Source organism: Tunturiibacter psychrotolerans (assembly GCF_051013365.1).
GTDB classification, from domain to species: Bacteria; Acidobacteriota; Terriglobia; order Terriglobales; family Acidobacteriaceae; genus Edaphobacter; species Edaphobacter psychrotolerans_A.
The window spans coordinates 1,108,440-1,128,250 of sequence record NZ_CP132941.1 but is presented as its reverse complement, the minus strand read 5'-3'; the positions used below and the strand labels follow the sequence as shown (position 1 = coordinate 1,128,250).

The following is a 19,811-nucleotide window of genomic DNA, read 5'->3' as shown; positions in this document are numbered from 1 at the left end:
GACGCAGCAGTGGAGTTCCATACTTGAGGTGCGCCTTCCACTCATCTTCAAATCGTTAGGGGATCCGACGTGCCATCAACGACCTTCGCTCTAGACGAACCGCTGATTAGTACTCTTGATGCCGTCGCCAATGAAGCCCGCGTCGGCCTTTCCAGCGCTCCTAAAACCCTCTCCCCATGGCTCTTCTACGACGAGGAAGGCTCGCATCTCTTCGAACAGATTACGGAGCTTCCAGAGTATTATTTGACCCGGACCGAGCGCAGTATCTTCGCCGCTCACGCTGGTGAGATTCTTCGTGAGGCTGCCCTGGGACAGGGGCCGAGCGGAAAACTTACCCTTATCGAGTTGGGCGCTGGCACTGCAACCAAGACCGGCATCCTGCTGGCAGAGGCTGTTCGTCAGCAGGGAAGCGTAGTCTACCAGCCCGTCGATGTCTCGGAGACTGCTCTTGCAGAGGCCAGCGAAAATATCCTCGCTAACATTCCCGGTGTTACGGTTCGCTCTCAGGTTGCCGATTACACGCGTGAGGCTCTCCCGCTCAATCGACTTGTTGAGACGAGGACCCTGGCTCTTTACATCGGTTCAAGCATCGGGAATTTCATGCCGGAGGACGCCAAAGATGTCCTTCGCAATCTGCGGGCTCAGCTCCTTCCCGGCGATGCTCTGCTGCTTGGCACAGATCTCGCGCCCAGCGGTGGCGCCCATGCCAACAAAACTCCGGCCACGTTGCTTGCCGCCTACAACGACGCAGCTGGTGTGACAGCTACCTTTAATCTGAACGTACTGACTCGTCTGAATCGCGACCTGGGCTCAGACTTTGTGCTTCGAAACTTCCACCACCGGGCCTGTTGGAACCCAACGCAGTCGCGAATCGAGATGCATCTTGAGTCGCTGATCGATCAGCGTGTCCAGATTCCAACGAACTCCAGCGGTCCCGCATTTACGGTCGATTTTGCGCAGGGCGAAAGCATTCATACCGAAAACAGTTACAAATTTACCGCCGCTGCAGTGGAAGCTCTTCTGGCTTCGGCCGGGTTCAAGCGGACAAACTCCTGGCAGGACCCGCAACATCTCTTCGCCGTCACACTCGCAGCTGCTATCTGACCTAAAGACGCCGGTAGTCGCCGCTCTTTCCGCCGCTCTTGCGCACCAGCGCGACCTCGCGGATGCGAATCCCCTTGTCGAGCGCCTTGGTCATGTCGTAGACCGTCAGCGCTGCAATTGAGGCTGCTACCATTGCCTCCATCTCTACGCCTGTGCCGGCGACTGTAGCTGCGGTCGCCTCGATCGCGACGCCACCGTCGACCACTTTTGCCTGCACGTCCACGTAGCTGAGCGCTAGTTGATGACACATCGGGATCAGGGCGGAGGTCTGTTTCGCGGCTTGAATCCCTGCGAACCGCGCTACCTCCAGCGGATTGCCTTTGGGATTCTGCGGCAGCGCCTCAAGCACCGCGTCGGACAGCTCTACAAACGCCGCCGCCACAGCCTCGCGCCGCGTCAGCGCCTTCTCGCTCACATCCACCATGTGAGCCTCGCCGGCCTGGTCGTAGTGCGAGAGATGCAAGGGCACCGGAGCTACGGGCGGGAAGTCCGCGTCATTGCCGAGAGGCTCCGGGTCGTCGTCGTTCAGAAGTTCGGAGGTGTAGTCCACGTCATCCATCTCACAAGCCTACCGCAGCAGCCCCGAACTAGCGCAAGAGCACCGTAATGACGTCGCCGGCCGCGAATCGCTCTCTGTCTGGCGGCAGCACGGCATAGCAGTTCGCTCGCGCATTTGCCGCCAGATCGCCTGACCCCTGCCACCCCACCAGCCGCACCTCCGGCCGTACGCGGTCGGCTGTCCACCGCGCGGGCAAAACCCTCGTCAGATCAGCTCTTCCGGCTACATCCTCCGCCAGCGTTGCCTGCACGAAGCGCGGCCCCTGAACGGCGGCCCCACTCATCGCTCGCAGCAATGGTTCAACAAAACAATGAAACGTCACCTGCGTCGAAATTGGATTTCCAGGCAGGCCGAAGAAGAACTGCGAGGGGAACTCGTCAGTAGCCGGCAATCGTCCAAAGACGAGAGGCTTTCCCGGTTGCATCTTCACTCCGGTAAAGAAAAACTCCGCTCCGAGATCTTCCAGAACCTCCTCCACCAGGTCATACTTGCCCATGGAAACGCCGCCGGACAAGAGAATGAGGTCAGAGTCGCGCGCTGAGCGGACGGTCCGTTCAAGCTCTGCTCGTCGATCGGGAGCGATGGGCAGCTGCACCGGTTCGCCGCCTGCGTGCGCCACCAACGCCGCCAGCCCGTAGCTGTTGGAGTTGCGAATCTGCTGCGGTCCCGGCGTTGCATTCAGGGTCACTAACTCATCGCCTGTAGCGACGATTGCGACTCTCGGTCTGCGGAACACCTGCAGCTCGGAGCGCCCGCAGGCCGCCGCAAGCGCGATTTCAGCGCCTTCGATTACCGTTCCAAGTGGCAATACCGACTGTCCCGCTCTGGCCTCCGATCCCTGCGGAACGATATTCTCCCCGCTTCGAATCGTTCGCCCGGCGGTCAGACGAATCGAGTCTCCGGCGCGTTCAGTATGCTCGATCATGACGACGGCATCGTAGGCGAGCGGAATCGGTGCACCCGTCATGATTTCAACGGCAGTGCCGTGCTCCAGTGCGCCGCCCTGCCACTGCTCGCCGGCTCTTACCTGGCCCACGACCTTCAATGGGGCTGCAGTATCGGCGGCACGCAGCGCAAATCCGTCGCGGGTCGACCGGTCGAACGGCGGCTGGTCACGATCTGCCAGGATGGCCTCCGCCAGCACACGATCTGCGCAAGCCAACAATGCAAGTGTTTCGCTCAGCGGGCGTGGAAGTGTGGCTGCGTGCTCCAGCACTCTTGCCAGAGCTTCATCGAAGCTCAAAACCCCAGCCCCAGCGTGCATTCTCTTCTCCCTCTCAGCCACTAGCCCAAAACGAAAGGCCCCGAGCAGTGTCGCCCGGGGCCTCTTACTTGTTCCAGAAGCTACTTCTTTCCGGCCTTGAACGTCGACTTCACCGGTGCCCCGATACCCTCGAGGATACCCTTCACATCTGCAGCATGCGGACCGTCGGGAGCCAGTTCGAGATACTGCTGATAGGCCTCGACGCAGCCCGGCGGCGCCACAATCTTCTGCGTCTTGGGATCGACGGTAGCCAGCGGAATCAGCGCCTGTCCCTTGATGTAATAAGCATCTGCCTTCTTCGGATCGGCTGCGATTGCTTTGTCGGCCGCGGCACCCGCCTCGGTCATCTTGCCTGCGTTGTAGAGGGTTGCGGCTTCGTTGTAATAGTACATTCCAGCCTTGTCCGGCTGAGCCTTGGCAGCCTGATCGTAGGCGTCGGAGGAAGCCTTGGCGTCCCCTAGATCTGCCTCTGCTTTGCCTAACTGGTTGTAGGCCACGCCAGAGGTCTCAGGGTTTGGCTTTTTAGAGGCGGCGTTCAGATCAGCGGCTTTCTTATACGAGGTAGCAGCGTCAGTGTACTTCTGCAGGATCGCAGGATCAGTTGGAGAGGTGCCTGCAGCTTTGGCGGCTTTGGCCGCAGTCTCTCCGCTACCGAGCTGCGCATCTCCAAGTGTGACCCAGAGAATTCCTTCATCGGGCTTGCTCTCGGTGGCCTGCTTCATGGCAGTGATTGCGGAGTCGTAGTTGCCTGCCTTATTGTCTGCACGCGCTTGGGTCAGCAGCGCGTTCAGGTTCGCAATCTTCGAATTGTTGGCGACTACTTCGGCGTTCTTCTTCTTGTACTCTTCGAGCGCCTTCCGGTCTTCGGGGCTCATCTTGCTGATGTACTCCGGACGGGACATGTCGAAGTTCACCAGCTTGTCTTCGTCTTTGGCGATTGGAACACTCTCGTTGAAGTCCAGGCTCTTATCGTCCTGGAAGACGAATACGACATAGTTCCCCGGAGCTATTCCGGTGCCTTTGTAGTCCCCATTTTGATCGATGGGAAACTTGTACGGGTATTTGCGATCCTTTGCTTCCGAGGAGCGATCCGTCGTCAACCTGACTTCGCCTTTTGTAAGGGCGATGCCTGCAGGATTGAGAACATGTCCGTGAATACTTGCCGTTCCCGCTGCTGCCTGTGCTGTCAAGCGAGTGGGCTGTGCCATCGCCAGGATCACCAGCAGAGCGGCTGCCAGGGTGCTGCTTACCTTGAATCCAATACGTTTCATGCTCTTATCTCCTGGCCCATCGGTGCGGGCGTAAGTGTTTCCTGCAAAGCGGATTGTACTTCCTCAGATTTAACGCACTCAAATTTGATGCAAAATACGGCGGTCACAGGACCGCATACGGTATGGGATCGACCGCGCCGGCTTCACGAAATGCCCGCAGTCGCAGAACGCAGCTCTCGCACACGCCGCAGGCCTTGGTCTCGCCGGAATAGCATGACCAACTTACATGGAACGGTGCACCCAGTTCAACTCCCAGGCGCACGATCTCGCTCTTACGCATCTCGATCAACGGTGTCACGACCCGAATCTGCCCGTCTTTGGTGCCCATCTTGATGAGTTGATTGAACGCCTCATAGTACGCGGGACGGCAGTCGGGATAACCCGAACTATCCTGCTCCACCGCTCCGATAAAGACCGTCTCTGCGCCCAAAACCTCGGCCCAGCTAACCGCTGCCGAGAGAAAATGCGCATTTCGAAAGGGAACATAGGTAACCGGCACCTCGCTTCCGATGGCCGCCTCGTCGCCTGCCACCGGCACCGCGATGGCGGTATCGGTCAACGCCGACCCGCCGATACGCCGAAACAGGTCGATCTTCAGGTGAAGCAACTCTTTCACCCCAACTATCCGAGCCACTTCCTGGGCGGAGTGCAGCTCGCGCGATTCGGTCCTCTGCCCGTAGCTGAAGTGGACGGCGAAGACGTCATAGTCCCGGGCCGCGAGCGCCGCACAGACACTCGAATCCATGCCGCCCGACAGGCAGAGCACGGCACGCGGACGGCTCCCGTCAGCCTTTGTCATCGCCTGCCTCCAACTCGTGTCGCTCCTGTTCGGTCAGTTCATCCCCAGTCAACTCCCCAACTGCCTCGCCTAGAATCTCCCGCGCAGTCTCTTCGTCCTGCTTATGCACCAGCAGGCGCGCGCGAAACGCCAGCGCCAGCAGACTGTTGGCGTTCTCGCCCTGCAGAAAACATTCGATCCCTGCTGACTCGAGCATCCCCTTCGCCATCTGGGCATTCACAGGCTCGAGAAACTTGCCCACCGTTACGAACTTATCCGGATCCATTCCTGCATCCTGCGTTGAATCTGTCATCAAAAAGCCGTCTTTCGTCTTACTTTGTTTCGTACGACTGCAAGTGGAAGGTGATAGTTCCCCAAAACAGTCGCGCCTGAATCTGCACCGGCATGTGCCGCGCGTCGTCGGTATACCAAACCCAGATATGCCCGCGGTTTTTTACAATTCCCTCGTCAGCAGTGGGCTCGACTTTGAGCGTCTGGAAGGTTCCCGCCGGTGTTTTGATCTCTTCCTTGGACTCCACCTTCATGGCCACTGTCACGGTATGCATAGAGTCAGCCAGGGGAAACCGGATACTCTGGCCGACGGCCATTGGCTGCGACGCCGCGTAAAACATGGCGGAGAGCGAGTCGGTCACGCAGGCCGGAATCGACGCCACCTGCTCCTTCGAGGTTCCTTTTACGAGATTCTTCTCAACCTGCTTCTGCTTGCCCTGCGAGTAGTCGAAGCTCAGCTCGCTCGAAACCTTCCGCCGTCCCTCCTGCACCTGCTTGCTGAAGCCGGTCGAGCAGCCTGTTTTGGTGTCGAATCCGGCCTGAAACTTATCCACCACGGGAAACAGCATCGTCACCGCGCCAGTTGTGTCGGCCGTAGCTGTGATCTTTTGCACGGTCCCCTGCTGCTCTATTTGAAACACGGCCGTGCCCGCGGTGAAGACTCGCCAGTCAACGGTAAAAGTCAGCGTCTGTTTGTCTGGAAAGGCGAAACTCGGTTGCGGCGGCTGAAGGGTGGGGATGACTACCGGCGTCGGTGCCGGCTTCGGTCCCAATCCCAGAAGTTGCGCCCTCGCGGTGAGCGAGCCGATGGAACACGACATCAGGAAGGCAAACGCAAGAAAGATCCGTTCCGGCTTCAGCAAAGGGCAGCACTCTCACGAGTTGAAGTTTGTGGGCCATTCCGCCCCAGCCTCCGCGCCTTCAGCGTGGACCCCCCGTCACCCCGTGGTGATTGAGAAAAAGCCGGACCGCCAGCGCAAGATAGATCGCGCCAGCACCCATAAGAGCATTGTACTCGCGGTGGTGCTGCCACTGCCCCCAGGAGAACCTGCCCAGGCTCGCGTTCTGCTCAGCCGGAAACGACGCCGGCGTGAGCCGTGGCAGCAGGCGCGGGACCTTCGCCGCATAGTCGTCGAAGCCCGCAAACTGCTGCCGCAGATAGTTTTCTTCACTTTGAATGGTGGGAATGTAGATCACCGCAAACAGCGTCGCCAGCGCAATCAGAATCACCCAGCTGCCCGCTGCGGCCGCAAATCCGAAGGCGATCAGCATCGACCCCAGGTAGAGCGGATTCCGCGTGTACGCATAGGGCCCGGTAAATGTCAGCTCAGCATTCTTGCGAACGTACCCAGCCGCATAGGCGCGCAGCCATACACCCGGCACCACCAGCAGAAGGCTCAGCAGCATGGTCTTCCCGGTGGGTCGCGCCAGCCACAGAAATACCGCAGCAAAGACAAATCCCAACGGCACGCGAATCCGCCGCGCGATTCTCTGCCAACTCGTTCGTTCGCTCACACCTTCACTTTATCCTGTCCGGTACGCAGTAACTCGAGCGCGGCCTCCACGACCTCCTCCACGGTTATCTGCAGCAACCCGCTTTCGGTGTTTGCGTGTCGCGAGTGGTCCGTCTTGCTGGACTCATGCCGCAACACACGCGCCCTTGAAGCGTCCGCCATGTAAGGGCCGTTTCGTGCCGGATCGGTAGGCCCATACAAACCAACCAGCGGCCGCTCCAGAGCAGCAGCCAGATGCAGCGGGCCCGTATCTCCAGCAATCACGACCCCCGTCCTGCGCATCAGCGCGAGCATCTGCTCGACCGAGCAGGGAACCGAGATCGCCACGTCGCCACTCGCCTCGACGACCGCATCGGCGAAGCGGTGTCCCGGAGATTCATTCACCAGTACGTGATATCCAGCTCGACCCAAAGCTGCCGCCACGGCGCCGTATCTCTCCGCCGGCCATTGCTTCGCACCCCACCCGGCCGTAGGTGCGAGATAGGCAAACTTGCCCTCGATCGATGAGGTCTGAGTCAGGAGTCTGTCGCACCATGCTTCCGCCTGCGGATTGACAGGAAGCGTAACCGCCGCTGGCTTCAGAGTCTCGCTAACCGCCGCACCCAGCAACTCGCACCCCTGCTCCACCACATGGGTCGAGGTCGTCGTTACCTGTCGCCCATAAAGCCAACGAGCCGCTGTCTCGCGTGCCTTCGCTGGTCCAACAAACACGTGCGCCCCGGCGATCCGCCCCGCCGTCGCAGATTTGAGCGATCCCTGCATATCGACGCAGAGATCGTACTCGCATGCCCGCAACTCTCGGCTTACCGAGTAAATCTCCTTCAGAGTGGATAACGCAAAAAGCCGCTTCTTCCACCCTCTCGCAGGAAACGGGTGCCACCGATCGACCAGTGGCCTGCTCTCGCTGCGCCCCGCTTTATGCGTGATCCGATGATGATCCGTCGAAGCCTGCAGCAGAACACTCCACGCAGGCTCAATCGCCCAACCAATAAACCAATCCGGATGCAGATCGCGAAGTGCAGCCACCGCCGGCATCGCGTGCAGCACATCACCCATCGCGCCGATCCGCACAATCAAAACACGCTTCGTGCGATCCGCCGAGTGGCTTGCGATATCGTGCGACGAAGAGAGAGTGCGTTCAGTGGCCAAGGCTCGATTTTCTCATGGAAAACTTGCGCCTCAACATCTCTAACGCTTACGTCGATCCAGTCGGCCCACCAAATTCACCAACTGCTCCAGCGACTCTTTCTCGTCCAACAGCTCCACCTGCAGCCGCGCCACAACAATTGGCCCGATCGTCTCCAGTCTGTCCCGCATTATCGGCGTCAACTTTACGGCATCCTTTTCCGTCGTCACAAATCCATTCGCTTCGACCGCCCGTGCCTCGTGCATCAGGCGCAAAATATCAGCTTCCGTGTAGGCGTGGTGATCTTCAAAGGCGACTGTCTTCACCGCTTCATACCCTTGCCCGGCGAGCATTCGCGTAAAGCCTTCCGGCCTCGCAATCCCGCAAAAAGCAAACGGCATCGTCGGCAGCGCCACCTCTCCAGCCTTCCCCAGGCTCAGCTGCCGTCGCGTCACCCAGATCGCCGGCTTGCCGTTCGGCCCACGGAATCCACGAACGACACTCCTCAGCGAATCCGCCTCCTCCTCGCGCAGAATCACAATATCCGCCGCTGCCACGGCCTCGAGCGGCTCCCGCAGATTGCCCGCCGGCAGCAGCGTGTCCTCGACATCCTCCCGCGTCAGCAGAACGATATCGATATCACGAGCCAACCTCCGGTGTTGAAATCCATCATCCAGCAGATGGACGACGAGTTTTTGCGACGGCTCGCTCTGCTCTGCCATCACGCCAGCCTGGTAACGATCCGCTCCCACGTACACCGGCACGCCCGATCGCTGCGCCAGCAACACCGGCTCATCTCCATGCCACCTCGCATCGTCAAACGGCTCGACCCGTGCAATCGTCTCCGAGTCGCGCTTATACCCGCGCGTCAGGATCCGCACTGCGTAACCACGATGCCGCAGAATCTCAGCCAGCATCAGAACCACCGGTGTCTTCCCCGCACCACCGGCCGACACACTGCCCACACTGATGACAGTGCTCTCGAGATGACCCTGCTTCAACCATCCCCACGCAAAAAGCTGCCTCTTCAGCGCAAGCGCAGCCCCGTACAGCGGAGTCAGCGGCAGCAGCCATGGTCGTCGTATCTTCATCGCGCTGCGCCAGCCCTCTGCTCCAATAACGAAATCAGAGCTTGCGCCGTCCGCGCCGTCGCTCCCGCCTCAGCTTCAAACACTGTCCGTCCACGTTGCCCAAGTGCCCGCGCATCGTCGTTGCCCTGCAGGAGACCGATCAAAGTCGCCGACAGTTCGTCCGTGGTAACGATACGAATCGCCTCCGCCTCTCGCATGGTCTTCACGATCTCACGAAAGTTCTCGAACGAAGGTCCGATCACCACCGGCACCCCAAATAGAGCAGGCTCGAGCGGATTATGTCCACCCTTCGGAACCAGACTCCCCCCAACGAAGGCCACCGTCGCAACTCCATACACCGATGCAAGATCCCCAATCGTGTCGAGCAGAAGAATCGTGCTTGCGGCGACAGGATCGTTACTCAGCGCCAGCTGGCTGCACCGGTAAACCGCAGTTCCGCTCCTCCGAATCAACTGCCAAACCTCTTCGAACCGGTCCGGATGTCTCGGAGCGATCAACAGAGACGCATCCGGAACGCTCTTCAAAATCGCGGGCCAGGCAGCCAATAAAGCCTCTTCCTCGCCCGCCAACGTACTCCCCGCGACGATAAGTTTCGTTCCGGAGAGTACGGACGCGATCCTTCTGGCCATCTCGGTGTCGCTTCTCGACTGAACGTCATACTTCAGATTCCCCATCACTCGCACCCGCGCCGTCGGAGCACCAATCTTCGCCAGCCTCTCTGCGGTCTCTCGACTCTGCGCAAGAAACAGTGAAATCATCTCCAGGAACGGTCGCCACAGCCGTCGCAGCCGCATGTACCTGGGAAACGACCGATCCGAGATCCGCGCGTTGACTACTGCAATTGGGACGCCATCCTTCGCGCACTCTTGGATCAACCGCGGCCAGAGCTCGCTCTCCATCAGCACCAGCATTCGCGGCTGCAGCACCCGCAAATACCTCCTCACGGAAAATTTGAGGTCCAGGGGCAGATAAAACACCGGCGAATCCGGCAATCTCTCCTTTGCCAGCCTCTGCCCCGTCTCCGTCGTCGTCGAAACCGCCACCACCCAGCCTGGCAGCCTCTCCTTCATCTCGCGAATCAACCGGGTCGCGGCCATCACTTCGCCCACACTCACCGCATGGACCCAAACCACACTTTGCCCGGTCACCGCCGCATGCAGCCCTTTTGGCACCATCCCGAGGCGCCCTCGCAACCCGGCCCTATATCGCCCGCTGGTTGCCATCCGCACCAGCCAATACGGGGCGCCCACCACCAGCACGGCCAGCAGCAACGAGCTATACACCACCATCATCACCGTCGCCGTGTCCTCGCTTTACCTTGTACGCCAGCGCAGATGATAATCAACTCTGGCCATGATGTCCTACCGGTTCCGCACGATTTCGATCCTACTAGTAACAACTTTCTGCATCTTTGCAGCTACTACCCAGGCAGCCGACAAGAAAGCGCCCCCCGCAAAACCTGCCAATCAGTACGCCGCCTTCGAGACGCACGCCAACGAGAAAGTCACGGTCGCCGCCGACCCCTGCGACGACCCCAAAGACTGCGACTTCTTCCGCCTCCCCTACATCCAGCACGGCTTCGTCGCCATTCGCGTCATCTTCACCAACGACAGCGACACACCGCTCTCGCTCGCCGATGCGCGCATCCAGTTCATCTCCATCAACAACGACAAGATTCCCGCCGCCACCGACGATGATCTCCAGCGCCGCCTCTTCTCGACCAAAGGCACCGCTGGCCGCAAAGTCCCCATGCCGATGCCCCTGCCGCCGATCACCCTCCACGACAAGCCCGTCGACAAATCGATCACCAAAGACGACAACGATTTTGGCTTCAACGGAACCACCGTCGATCCGCACAGCACCCTCGCCGGTTATCTCTTCTACGACGTTCGCCAACTCCCTGATCAGCCTCTGAAGGGCGCCGAGCTCTACGTCAAGATGGTCCACACCCTCGACGGCAAAAAACAGCTCTTCGACTTCAACATCCCCTTCGACAAGTGGCTCGCCGCTCAACCGGGTGCGAAGTCCGCCGCCGACTCGTCCAAACCATGAGCACAGGAAAATCAGCGATGACCGACCGCCAATTACGCACCGACGCCGCGCTCAGTCTCCGCCCCGCGACGCCTGCCGACGTTCCGCAGATTCTCACCTTCATTCGCGATTTGGCCACGTACGAGCGCGAACCGGATGCCGTGCTCGCCACGGAAGCCGACCTCCTTCGCGATGGCTTCGGGCCCACCAAACGCTTCCACTGCATCATTGCCGAGCTGACCAGCGAAGACACAACCACCGCCGCGGGGTTTGCTCTCTACTTCTACAACTACTCCACCTGGCGCGGGCACGCAGGCATCTATCTGGAGGACCTTTACGTCAGCCCTGAGCATCGCGGGAAGGGAATTGGCAAAGCCCTCCTCACTCGCGTCGCCGCAATTGCCGTTGCCGAAGGCTGTCCTCGCTACGAATGGGCCGTGCTCGATTGGAACACGCCGTCGATCGACTTCTATCACCAGCTGGGAGCTGTGATGAAGTCCGATTGGAAGGGCATGCAAGTCTCTGGCGATGCCTTGGCCGCCCTCGCCGCGCTATCCCGCTAGAAATCGATGCCGCTGGAGAAACTAGGCGCCGAGGAATTTGCCCATCGTGCCGTAGGTCCGCTCATGCTTCGGCTCTTCGCGTAGTTGAAGTCTGGAAGACGCCGCCCGTATGGTCGGAATCTCGGTAGGAATAGCGGCCGCAGCAACAGAAACAGTAACGGGAACCGCTTGAGGAGGACGCCTGGCGTTTTGAATCCAGTTGCCGATCATCGTCACGATGCGTGCCGCCGCCAGACGCTGCGATCCAGCTTCGTCCTTCGTGCCACCTTGAAATTCGCTCAGGACCTCCATCTCATGGCCGTCTGCGAGCACCCGAAGAGTCCAAGTGTTGCCTTCATTGGGAGACAGAAGAAAGATGGCCCGCAAACTCCTGACCACAAACTCGACGACCGCCACGCCGCGCTGCACATCAAGACGCGGTTCCAGCTCGAGCTTTTCCCTGCTGGTGAAGTCGAAAGATTCTTCGATTCGGACGCCGAGCTGCTGCAGCAGACCTGCCCGCTCGCCTTCTCTGCGCCGTTCCTCTTCTTCTGCGACCTTACGATCGGCAGCCGCAACAACTATGCGAGCCTCTTCAAACACATCTGCTAGCGTCTGTTCCATGGGGAACCTCTTGAGTTAAGGTCATTATGATCGAGACGCCGCCAGCCCCCAACTACACAAATGGGTTATACCCAAGGCAAGATCTTCTGTTGCAAATGGCGCGCGATCTGTCTATATGGCTCCTAGTTGCTTGACGCGGCCGTTATAATAAGAAGCAGGGGGCAAGACCAAATCCAAGCCAGTTCATCCTGCAACACCGCAGGTAACTCCTGTGGATGGAAGACTTTGCTCGAAGCTGGTCCTTGGTATCAAGGGATGACGCACGAAGTCCAGACGTAAGTTCCTTTATTGGAATACTTTGACCAAAAACGAGGGGAGAGGGGGAGGCATGACAACCAGACGAATCAAAATCATCGGCGGCGGTCTCGCTGGCCCCGAAGCAGCCCTCCAGGCAGCCAAGCGCGGCTGCGAAGTCGAGCTCTACGAGATGCGCCCCACTCGTTCCACCGAAGCTCACCAGACCTCCGACTTCGCCGAACTGGTCTGCTCCAACTCCCTCAAGTCCGAGTCCGAAAACACAGCCCCCTGGCTCCTCAAGCAGGAGATGCGCCAAGCAGGCAGCATTCTCCTCGCCGAAGCCGACGCCACCGCCGTCCCCGCGGGCCACGCTCTAGCCGTTGATCGCCTCGAATTCTCCAAACGCGTCGCCGAACGCATCGCCGCCGAGCCCCGCATCCGCGTTCACCGCGAAGAGGTCACGACGCTCGACGAGCAGGCCCCCGACACCCTCACGATCCTCGCGTCGGGCCCGCTCACCTCTCCTACCCTCGCCGCCGAGCTCCAGCGCCTCACCGGCTCCGACCATCTCGCCTTCTACGACTCCATCTCCCCCATCGTCGACGCCACCACCATCGACATGTCCAGGGTCTACTTCGCCGCCCGCTACGACAAAGGCACCGCAGACTACATCAACTGCCCCTTCACCAAAGAAGAGTACGACCGCTTCATGGACGCTCTCACCACAGCCGAAGCCGTCGAATCGAAGGACTGGGAAAAGTTCCCCGTAACCGGCACTGCAGAAAAACTCCAGTACTTCGAAGGCTGCCTCCCCATCGAAGAGACCGCTCGCCGCGGTCGCGACACCCTTCGCTTCGGCCCCATGAAGCCCGTTGGCCTCACCGACCCGAAGACCGGCCGCTGGCCCTACGCCGTCGTGCAGTTACGTCAGGAAAATCTTCGCGCCGACAGCTACAACCTCGTCGGCTTCCAGAATCACCTCAAGTACGGCGAGCAAAATCGAGTCCTCAAGCTCATCCCCGGCCTCGAAAACGCAACCTTCCTCCGCTACGGGCAGATCCACCGCAACACTTACATCCACGCGCCATCGCTGCTCACCGAAACCCTACAGCTCAAGGCACATCCGCACATCATGATCGCCGGCCAGCTCAGCGGCGTCGAAGGCTATACCGAATCCATCGCATCAGGCATGCTGGCAGGCATCTACGCCGCCGCCATCGCGAACGGCAACGTGCCGAAACCAGCCCCGCGCCTCAGCGCCAACGGCTCGCTCACCCACTACATCACCCACGCGGAAACAAAAAAGTTCCAACCCGCCAACATCACCTTCGACCTCCTCCCTCCACTCGAAGAAGATCTCCGAAAAAAGATTCGTGACAAGAAGGAACGCCACAAAATCCAGTGCGACCGCGCCCTCGCCGCATGGGACGAGTGGCTCGCACTGACCTAAATCAAGTTGCTTGTTTCAGTAGTGTTATTACCACGATATATATCGTAATGCGATATAATAAAACAGATGATGAAACCCCTTCAGTCCACTGATCGGCAAAGAGTGCAAACCCTGGCGGAGTTTCGTTACACCCTTCGGAAGTTCCTCCAGTTCAGTGAAGAACGTGCAGTAGAAGTCGGCCTGCATCCTCAGCAGCATCAACTCTTACTGCATGTCGCCGGTGCTCCGGAAGGCGTCGAAACGACCGTCTCCTACGTGGCAGAGAGATTGGGCCTGCGCCACAACAGCGTCGTCGAACTCAGCAAACGATGCGAGGAGGCGGGGCTAATTCGTCGCATTCACGACACCTCCGACCGCCGTCGTGTGGTGTTGCAGATCACCGCACAGGGCAACAAGATTCTCCGAGTCCTCTCGGACGACCACGAGCGCGAGCTCTACGAACTGGTCCCCACACTGATCAAGGCCCTGACGCGCATCCGTCGTCACCGCGAAACTATACGTCCAGACCTAGTTGAACCCGGAAGGAAGAGCCGATGAAACAAACCATCCTCGAAAGGAAGACGGTTCAAACCATCGCTGAGACGCTCGTTATCGCATTTATCGGAGTCGTTGCCTGGACAGCTCACTCTACCGGCATCGCTCTCCTTCTCTTCCCCGAACTCGCCGCCTTGTCGCACGATGTCATCACCCGCCCACGCGGCAAGTGGGCTAACCAGCCTTGGCGCCTCGTCCTTACCCCAACGGTCACGGCCATCATTGGCCTCTACCTCACCCGCCACCTCAGCTACGGCGCACTCAACATCGCACTCATCGTTGCCCTCAGCCTTATCTGCATCAAGCTGATGAAGTCGACCATCGCCCCTGCAATCTCCGCCGGCGTTCTCCCCATGGTTCTAGGTGAACGAAGCTGGCTCTATCCATGCGCCATCTTTCTCGGACTCGCTCTACTGGCCATTGTTTTCCTACTGTGGCGTCAGTTTGGAGTTGGCAACGATCACCCCAGCCGTAGCGAAGCCGAGCACTCAGAGTTGGTCGACGCACTCGAAGCGCCAGCGCACGACCGCTTCTGGATCATCGGACTCATGACGTTCGTCCTGATCCTCGGTGCCGCCGCTCAGATCACGGGTCTCCGCTTCCTTCTCTTTCCCCCCTTGATCGTCATGGCCTATGAACTCTTCGGACATCCCGAGATCCCCGGCTGGATGAAGCATCCCGTGCTCTTTCCCATCGTCTGTCTGCTCACGGCATCGATAGGACTCATTACGCACCACGCTCTACACGCAAACTTCATCGCTGTGATGACGACGGTTCTGTGCTCAGTGGTGATCCTTCGTCTCTTCGACGTGCATATGCCGCCAGCCCTAGCGGTTGGGTTGCTCCCATTCGTCATGACCGCCCCGGACTACAGATTTCCCCTCTCCGTACTCCTCGGCACGGTAGCCCTTACCCTCTACTTCTTCGGATACAAGCGCCTGCGCCAGCGATACTCTACCGAATTTGTGCCGGAAAATTTTGTCAAGCCCCAAAACGCATGAAACCCGCGCCAATCAAAGAGATTCGCGTGGCGTATTAGTTCTGTGCAAACTGTTAAAATCAAAGTATGGATTCAAAACAAGCCCTGTCCAAAAAGCCGGGGCTCTGTCGTTCGGGGGCAAGAAGTCAACTTATTGAAAACAAGTATTTTAGCCGTAAGTCGTTTAGATGCAATATTTTGCAGCCAACGGAACCCTGCATCTGAAAGAAAACACGAGACTTAGGCGCAAAATACCCCCCGGGGGGAGAGGGGGGTACCTGGCAAATAGCTATTCCGTCTTCTTCTTGTTTCGCGCCTTGATTTTGAACCAGATCGGGCTTCCGATGAACCCGAAGTTCTCCCGAATCTGGTTGCCGAGAAATCGCTCGAAGGAGAAGTGCATCTTCACATCCTTGTCGGTAAACAGCACAAACGTCGGAGGAGCGACAGCCGCCTGCGTCATGTAGTAGATCCGAACGCGCTTGTTCATCGGAACGCTCGCTTTCTGGAAGTCCACTTTCTCCAAGAAGCGATTCATCTGTCCCGTGGTCACGCGCTTGCGTCGCTCGCGCGCGACCAGCTCCACCTTCTTGAACACCTGCTCGATGTTTTTTCCATCCGCCGCAGAAATAAACAACAGCGGAGCGTATTCGAGGTATTTCAACTTGTCTCGAACGTCCTGCTCGTAGAGCTTTTGATCCGCCGGGGGCTTGCCATCAAACAAACGCATCCCATCCTTGCCGGTCCGGGTCATAAGATCCCACTTGTTTACGACGATAATCACGCTGCGGCCGCTCTCATGCGCATAGCCGCCGATGTTCGCGTCGAGTGCCGCGACTCCCTCCGCCGCATCGATGATTAGCAAGGAAACATCCGCCGCCTCAAGATGCTTCCGAGCCATGATGACCGACAGCTTCTCAGCCATCAGCTTCGTCTTGCCCTTCCTGCGGATTCCCGCCGTATCGACGAATCTGAAGCTGTGGCCGTCTCTCTCGACGACTTCATCCACCGCATCGCGAGTCGTCCCCGCGATCGGAGAAACGATCGCGCGCTGTTTGCCAGTCAGAGCATTCAGCAACGTGCTCTTGCCTACATTCGGGCGGCCAATGATGGCAATCTTCGTCTCGCGACTCTCATACTCGCCGTGCGACCGCAGCATCCTCGGACGCTTCGGTGCGACAATATCTGCGTCTTCGGAGACAAGCTCAGCTCCAGGGGCGACCGAATAGTCCGGCCCCGTCTCATCCTCCTCCGCCTCGTCGTTCTCCGTGAGCATGACCTCTGGCTCTTCGATCACCTCGGCCGGCTCCGGAAGAACCTCAAACACTGCGTCCAGAAGGTCGCCGATACCAGAGCCGTGCTCCGCCGAGATTGGCAACACATTTCGGAAACCCAACTGCCGAAAGTTCTCTGCCTGCGACTGCATCGCGTCGGTGTCCATCTTGTTGACCGCGAGAAATACCGGCTTACCACCGCGGAGAAGCAGACGAGCAAGTTCGAGATCCGGCGAAGCCAGCTCCGTCCGCCCATCGACCACCATCACAATGGCGTCCGCCTCTTCGAGCCCGACCTTTGCCTGTCGGAAGATCTCCGCAGGAATCAACGCTTCATCATCAGGTACAACTCCGCCCGTGTCGACGATTCTCGCGTCGCGCCCCATCCACTCGATCTCGCCGTAGATGCGGTCGCGCGTAATGCCCGGCTCATCGCCCACAATCGACCGCCGCGAGCCTGTCAGCCGGTTGAACAACGTACTCTTGCCCACATTTGGCCGCCCACAGACCGCAATCAGTGGCAGATCACGAGCATCTACACTCTCGGTCTCAGTGACCATCTGAGAGGCCAGCAGCTCGATATCGCGCCAGTCTTCTTCTCGCCCGTCCATATTCGACGACCGCGGCGTCTGTCTCCCCACAATTCCATCGGTCGGCCTAACCTGCTTCACCCGTGGAGCTGTCCCCTTCGGTGTTTTGGCCGAAGCCGCCCCGTCCGTACGAATGGTCTTCCGCTTCTCCCGCTCCGGAGACTGCTTGGTTATCCGCGAGGCTTTATCCGCTGCCGCCCGCTTGGTCGACAGCACCTTCCGCTTCCGGGGATCCACCGCGCCGGTCGTGGGCGTAGTCTTAGGGGCACGCCCCTTCTTCGGTCGCGTAGACGCCTGCCTGTGCTTCTTGCCTAACCGCTTCCTATCGTCTCTCTGAGCCACGGAACGTCCAACTTTCTCCCGCGCACCATCTAGGCGGTCAGGCTTATTACGCTAATTCTTCGCTTCACTTCTATTATAGAAATTGCAAAGCCTCTGTGCCGCCCGATCCTCAGCAAAACACTGTGTCCACCTCGGCCCCCATCTCGACCACGCCCGCCCCTCCGGAGAATCTCCCGAACCTCCAAGACTTCTTCGCGCCTGGTGGCATCCTTTCTCGCTCCACCCTCGCCTTCGAGCACCGCCGCGGCCAGTACGACATGGCCAAAGCTATCGAATCCGCCTTCAAAGACAAGCGCCACCTCATCGTAGAAGCAGGCACTGGCACAGGCAAAACCCTCGCATACCTCCTACCCGCCCTACGTCTGGCGCGCGAGCGGAATCAGCGTGTCATTATCTCCACCGGCACCAAAAATCTGCAGGAACAGCTTTATTTCAAGGATGTCCCGTTTCTGGAGTCTCTTCTCGGCCCACTCAAGGTTTGCTACATGAAGGGGCGCGCAAACTATCTTTGCCGCCACAAACTTTACGCGCTTCGCGACAATCCGCTGCTCAATGGACTTGAAGAAATAGATCAGTTTCATCAGATCGCCACGTGGGAGAAGGTCACAGAGACCGGTGACCGCGCCGAGCTGAACCATCTCCCCGAGTCTTCACCGCTCTGGCAAAAACTGGACGCCCGCACCGAGGTCTGCATCGGTCAGACTTGCCCCGACTGGGAGCGCTGCTTCATTACGGCCATGCGTCGCAAGGCTCTCGAGTCGGACATTGTCATCGTCAATCACCATCTATTTTTCGCTGACCTCAACATCAAACAGCAGGCCGCCGGGGCACCTGACGCTGGCATTCTTCCTGAAGCTGCCTGCGTGATCTTCGACGAGGCGCACGAGCTCGAAGAGGTCGCCTCCAATTACTTCGGCATCGGTCTCTCGACCCAGCGGATCGACGAGCTTACCCGGGATGTAGAGATCCTGCTTAAGGCAAAGCAGGCGAGCAGCAGTGCTATCGAAAGCGCTTGTGCCACCCTCAAAGACCGTTCTCGCATGTTCTTCTCTGTGCTTCCGGCTGACTCTGGTGCAAATTTCAACGGCGGTGGTCGCATGCCCTTTCTCCACCGCGAAGCTTTTCTGGAAGAAAGTGGCGACACCTACATCGCGACCAAGAATGCTCTCACCCGTCTCGAGGGCGAACTCGATCTCCTCAAGAATGTGGAAGAGTCCTCGGGCCTTCGCAAACGTACCGCCGACATTCGCGCCCACCTTACCTTTCTCCTCGAATCTCCCGACCGCAACACGGTTTTTTGGATAGAGCGACGTGCTGCGGGTGGCGTTCGTAATGCTGCTCGGGGCGTAGGCTATGCGAGTTTTCACACTCATCTGCAGGCCACCCCAATCGACGTCTCTGAACTTCTGACTACTACTCTTTTCGACAACTACAATTCCGTTATTCTCACGTCGGCGACGCTAACGGTATCGGGTGGATTCGACCACATCCGCAAGCGCCTGGGCCTCCACACAACCCGCGAACTCATCGTCCCTTCGCACTTCAATTATGAGAAGCAGGCCCTTCTCTACCTGCCGCCTAATATGCCTGATCCGCGAGAGCCAGAGTTCCCCGAGCGCGCCGCAGAGCGCATTCGCCGCGTCCTCGAGATCACCAAGGGACGGGCTTTCTGCCTCTTTACCAGCTACTCGCAGATGCGGAATACCTACGAGCGACTGCTTGCCGAGCTTCCGTATCCATTGCTACTGCATGGCTCGGCTCCTCGCCACGTCCTTTTACAGCAGTTTCGCGATACGCCCAACGCCGTCCTCTTCGGCACCTCTAGCTTCTGGCAGGGAGTCGACGTGCAGGGTGAGCAGCTGTCCTGCGTCATCATTGACCGCCTCCCCTTTGCCGTTCCCTCCGACCCCATCGTCGAAGCCCGCATGGAAGCTATCGAAGCTCTCGGCGGCAAGCCTTTTTTTGACTACCAGATCCCTAACGCCGTCATCACGCTTAAACAAGGCTTTGGCCGATTGATTCGCTCGCTCAACGATCGGGGTGTACTCATGCTCCTCGATCCACGCATCCAGCGTCAGCGTTACGGCCGCATCTTCCTCGAGTCCCTTCCACCCTACCGCCTCACACAAGACATCGCCGACGTTGAACAGTTCTTTGAGCGTCCCGCATAGTGCCTGCTTGACGCGCCTAAAACTTGCGTAGACCATAGT

19 protein-coding genes are annotated in these 19,811 nt (G+C 59.0%); 7 read left to right on the top strand and 12 right to left on the bottom strand.

Annotated elements, in window-relative coordinates; translation table 11 throughout:
* Positions 1–69: 69 nt before the first annotated feature.
* Positions 70–1,104 carry an L-histidine N(alpha)-methyltransferase gene (gene egtD / locus RBB76_RS04630; protein ID WP_429628574.1) on the top strand — a complete coding sequence of 345 codons (1,035 nt, stop codon included), beginning with the start codon at positions 70–72 and terminating at the stop codon, positions 1,102–1,104.
* A gap of 1 nt (position 1,105) precedes the next feature.
* Here the strand turns inward: egtD and moaC are convergent, their stop codons facing one another.
* The 10 genes from moaC to RBB76_RS04580 all read right to left on the bottom strand — a co-directional run bounded on the left by moaC (position 1,106) and on the right by RBB76_RS04580 (position 10,290).
* On the bottom strand, positions 1,106–1,573 hold the full coding sequence (gene moaC / locus RBB76_RS04625) for a cyclic pyranopterin monophosphate synthase MoaC (RefSeq protein ID WP_429628575.1): 468 nt from the start codon (positions 1,571–1,573) through the stop codon (positions 1,106–1,108).
* A gap of 118 nt (positions 1,574–1,691) precedes the next feature.
* A complete protein-coding gene (locus RBB76_RS04620; RefSeq protein WP_429628576.1) occupies positions 1,692–2,927 on the bottom strand; it encodes a molybdopterin molybdotransferase MoeA in 1,236 nt (411 codons plus the stop codon).
* A gap of 80 nt (positions 2,928–3,007) precedes the next feature.
* Entirely contained in the window at positions 3,008–4,198 is a 1,191-nt protein-coding gene (locus tag RBB76_RS04615) for a tetratricopeptide repeat protein (RefSeq protein WP_429628577.1), read from the bottom strand.
* A gap of 103 nt (positions 4,199–4,301) precedes the next feature.
* On the bottom strand, positions 4,302–4,997 hold the full coding sequence (gene queC, locus RBB76_RS04610; protein WP_429628578.1) for a 7-cyano-7-deazaguanine synthase QueC: 696 nt from the start codon (positions 4,995–4,997) through the stop codon (positions 4,302–4,304).
* Positions 4,984–5,289 (bottom strand): DUF2007 domain-containing protein, encoded by a 306-nt coding sequence (locus tag RBB76_RS04605; protein WP_429628579.1) that lies wholly within the window; start codon positions 5,287–5,289, stop codon positions 4,984–4,986. The genes queC and RBB76_RS04605 overlap by 14 nt, the downstream gene beginning before the upstream one ends.
* A 19-nt stretch (positions 5,290–5,308) precedes the next feature.
* Positions 5,309–6,130 carry a DUF3108 domain-containing protein gene (locus tag RBB76_RS04600; protein WP_429628580.1) on the bottom strand — a complete coding sequence of 274 codons (822 nt, stop codon included), beginning with the start codon at positions 6,128–6,130 and terminating at the stop codon, positions 5,309–5,311.
* A gap of 58 nt (positions 6,131–6,188) precedes the next feature.
* Positions 6,189–6,782 carry a methyltransferase family protein gene (locus RBB76_RS04595; RefSeq protein WP_429628581.1) on the bottom strand — a complete coding sequence of 198 codons (594 nt, stop codon included), beginning with the start codon at positions 6,780–6,782 and terminating at the stop codon, positions 6,189–6,191.
* Positions 6,779–7,930: a glycosyltransferase family 9 protein gene (locus RBB76_RS04590; RefSeq protein WP_429628582.1), complete on the bottom strand. Its 1,152-nt coding sequence runs from the start codon at positions 7,928–7,930 to the stop codon at positions 6,779–6,781. Before RBB76_RS04590 ends, RBB76_RS04595 begins: the two co-directional genes overlap by 4 nt.
* Positions 7,931–7,969: 39 nt before the next feature.
* A complete protein-coding gene (gene lpxK, locus RBB76_RS04585; RefSeq protein WP_429628583.1) occupies positions 7,970–8,998 on the bottom strand; it encodes a tetraacyldisaccharide 4'-kinase in 1,029 nt (342 codons plus the stop codon).
* Positions 8,995–10,290, bottom strand: coding sequence for a 3-deoxy-D-manno-octulosonic acid transferase (locus tag RBB76_RS04580; protein WP_429628908.1), 1,296 nt, complete (start codon positions 10,288–10,290; stop codon positions 8,995–8,997). Before RBB76_RS04580 ends, lpxK begins: the two co-directional genes overlap by 4 nt.
* A 61-nt stretch (positions 10,291–10,351) precedes the next feature.
* On the opposite strand from RBB76_RS04580, the gene RBB76_RS04575 reads away from it, so the two are divergent.
* Positions 10,352–11,050, top strand: a complete 699-nt coding sequence (locus tag RBB76_RS04575; RefSeq protein WP_429628584.1) for a hypothetical protein — start codon at positions 10,352–10,354, stop codon at positions 11,048–11,050.
* Between the two features lie 17 nt (positions 11,051–11,067).
* Positions 11,068–11,592, top strand: coding sequence for an N-acetyltransferase family protein (locus RBB76_RS04570; protein WP_429628585.1), 525 nt, complete (start codon positions 11,068–11,070; stop codon positions 11,590–11,592).
* A gap of 21 nt (positions 11,593–11,613) precedes the next feature.
* On the opposite strand, the gene RBB76_RS04565 is transcribed toward RBB76_RS04570, so the two are convergent.
* Positions 11,614–12,195 carry a hypothetical protein gene (locus RBB76_RS04565; protein WP_429628586.1) on the bottom strand — a complete coding sequence of 194 codons (582 nt, stop codon included), beginning with the start codon at positions 12,193–12,195 and terminating at the stop codon, positions 11,614–11,616.
* Positions 12,196–12,523: 328 nt separating this feature from the next.
* Between RBB76_RS04565 and trmFO the strand changes: the two genes are divergently transcribed.
* The 3 genes from trmFO to RBB76_RS04550 all read left to right on the top strand — a co-directional run bounded on the left by trmFO (position 12,524) and on the right by RBB76_RS04550 (position 15,417).
* Positions 12,524–13,882, top strand: a complete 1,359-nt coding sequence (gene trmFO, locus RBB76_RS04560) for a methylenetetrahydrofolate--tRNA-(uracil(54)-C(5))-methyltransferase (FADH(2)-oxidizing) TrmFO (RefSeq protein ID WP_429628587.1) — start codon at positions 12,524–12,526, stop codon at positions 13,880–13,882.
* A gap of 66 nt (positions 13,883–13,948) precedes the next feature.
* Positions 13,949–14,419, top strand: coding sequence for a MarR family winged helix-turn-helix transcriptional regulator (locus RBB76_RS04555; RefSeq protein WP_429628588.1), 471 nt, complete (start codon positions 13,949–13,951; stop codon positions 14,417–14,419).
* The gene (locus RBB76_RS04550; RefSeq protein WP_429628589.1) at positions 14,416–15,417 is read left to right on the top strand and encodes an HPP family protein; all 1,002 of its coding nucleotides are present in this window, start codon (positions 14,416–14,418) and stop codon (positions 15,415–15,417) included. Before RBB76_RS04555 ends, RBB76_RS04550 begins: the two co-directional genes overlap by 4 nt.
* 267 nt (positions 15,418–15,684) lie before the next feature.
* On the opposite strand, the gene der is transcribed toward RBB76_RS04550, so the two are convergent.
* The gene (gene der, locus RBB76_RS04545; protein WP_429628590.1) at positions 15,685–17,601 is read right to left on the bottom strand and encodes a ribosome biogenesis GTPase Der; all 1,917 of its coding nucleotides are present in this window, start codon (positions 17,599–17,601) and stop codon (positions 15,685–15,687) included.
* 122 nt (positions 17,602–17,723) lie between these two features.
* Between der and RBB76_RS04540 the strand changes: the two genes are divergently transcribed.
* Complete coding sequence (locus RBB76_RS04540) at positions 17,724–19,772, top strand: ATP-dependent DNA helicase (RefSeq protein WP_429628591.1); 2,049 nt, start codon at positions 17,724–17,726, stop codon at positions 19,770–19,772.
* Positions 19,773–19,811: the final 39 nt, after the last annotated feature.

Bases quoted from the DNA above. Each gene is read 5' to 3' on its own strand.
- RBB76_RS04580 (WP_429628908.1), bottom strand. From the start codon at position 10,290: ATGATGGTGGTGTATAGCTCGTTGCTGCTGGCCGTGCTGGTGGTGGGC.
- queC (WP_429628578.1), bottom strand. From the start codon at position 4,997: ATGACAAAGGCTGACGGGAGCCGTCCGCGTGCCGTGCTCTGCCTGTCG.
- RBB76_RS04575 (WP_429628584.1), top strand. From the start codon at position 10,352: ATGATGTCCTACCGGTTCCGCACGATTTCGATCCTACTAGTAACAACT.
- RBB76_RS04565 (WP_429628586.1), bottom strand. From the start codon at position 12,195: ATGGAACAGACGCTAGCAGATGTGTTTGAAGAGGCTCGCATAGTTGTT.
- RBB76_RS04605 (WP_429628579.1), bottom strand. From the start codon at position 5,289: ATGACAGATTCAACGCAGGATGCAGGAATGGATCCGGATAAGTTCGTA.
- lpxK (WP_429628583.1), bottom strand. From the start codon at position 8,998: ATGAAGATACGACGACCATGGCTGCTGCCGCTGACTCCGCTGTACGGG.
- RBB76_RS04550 (WP_429628589.1), top strand. From the start codon at position 14,416: ATGAAACAAACCATCCTCGAAAGGAAGACGGTTCAAACCATCGCTGAG.
- trmFO (WP_429628587.1), top strand. From the start codon at position 12,524: ATGACAACCAGACGAATCAAAATCATCGGCGGCGGTCTCGCTGGCCCC.
- RBB76_RS04615 (WP_429628577.1), bottom strand. From the start codon at position 4,198: ATGAAACGTATTGGATTCAAGGTAAGCAGCACCCTGGCAGCCGCTCTG.
- RBB76_RS04620 (WP_429628576.1), bottom strand. From the start codon at position 2,927: ATGCACGCTGGGGCTGGGGTTTTGAGCTTCGATGAAGCTCTGGCAAGA.
- RBB76_RS04570 (WP_429628585.1), top strand. From the start codon at position 11,068: ATGACCGACCGCCAATTACGCACCGACGCCGCGCTCAGTCTCCGCCCC.
- RBB76_RS04555 (WP_429628588.1), top strand. From the start codon at position 13,949: ATGATGAAACCCCTTCAGTCCACTGATCGGCAAAGAGTGCAAACCCTG.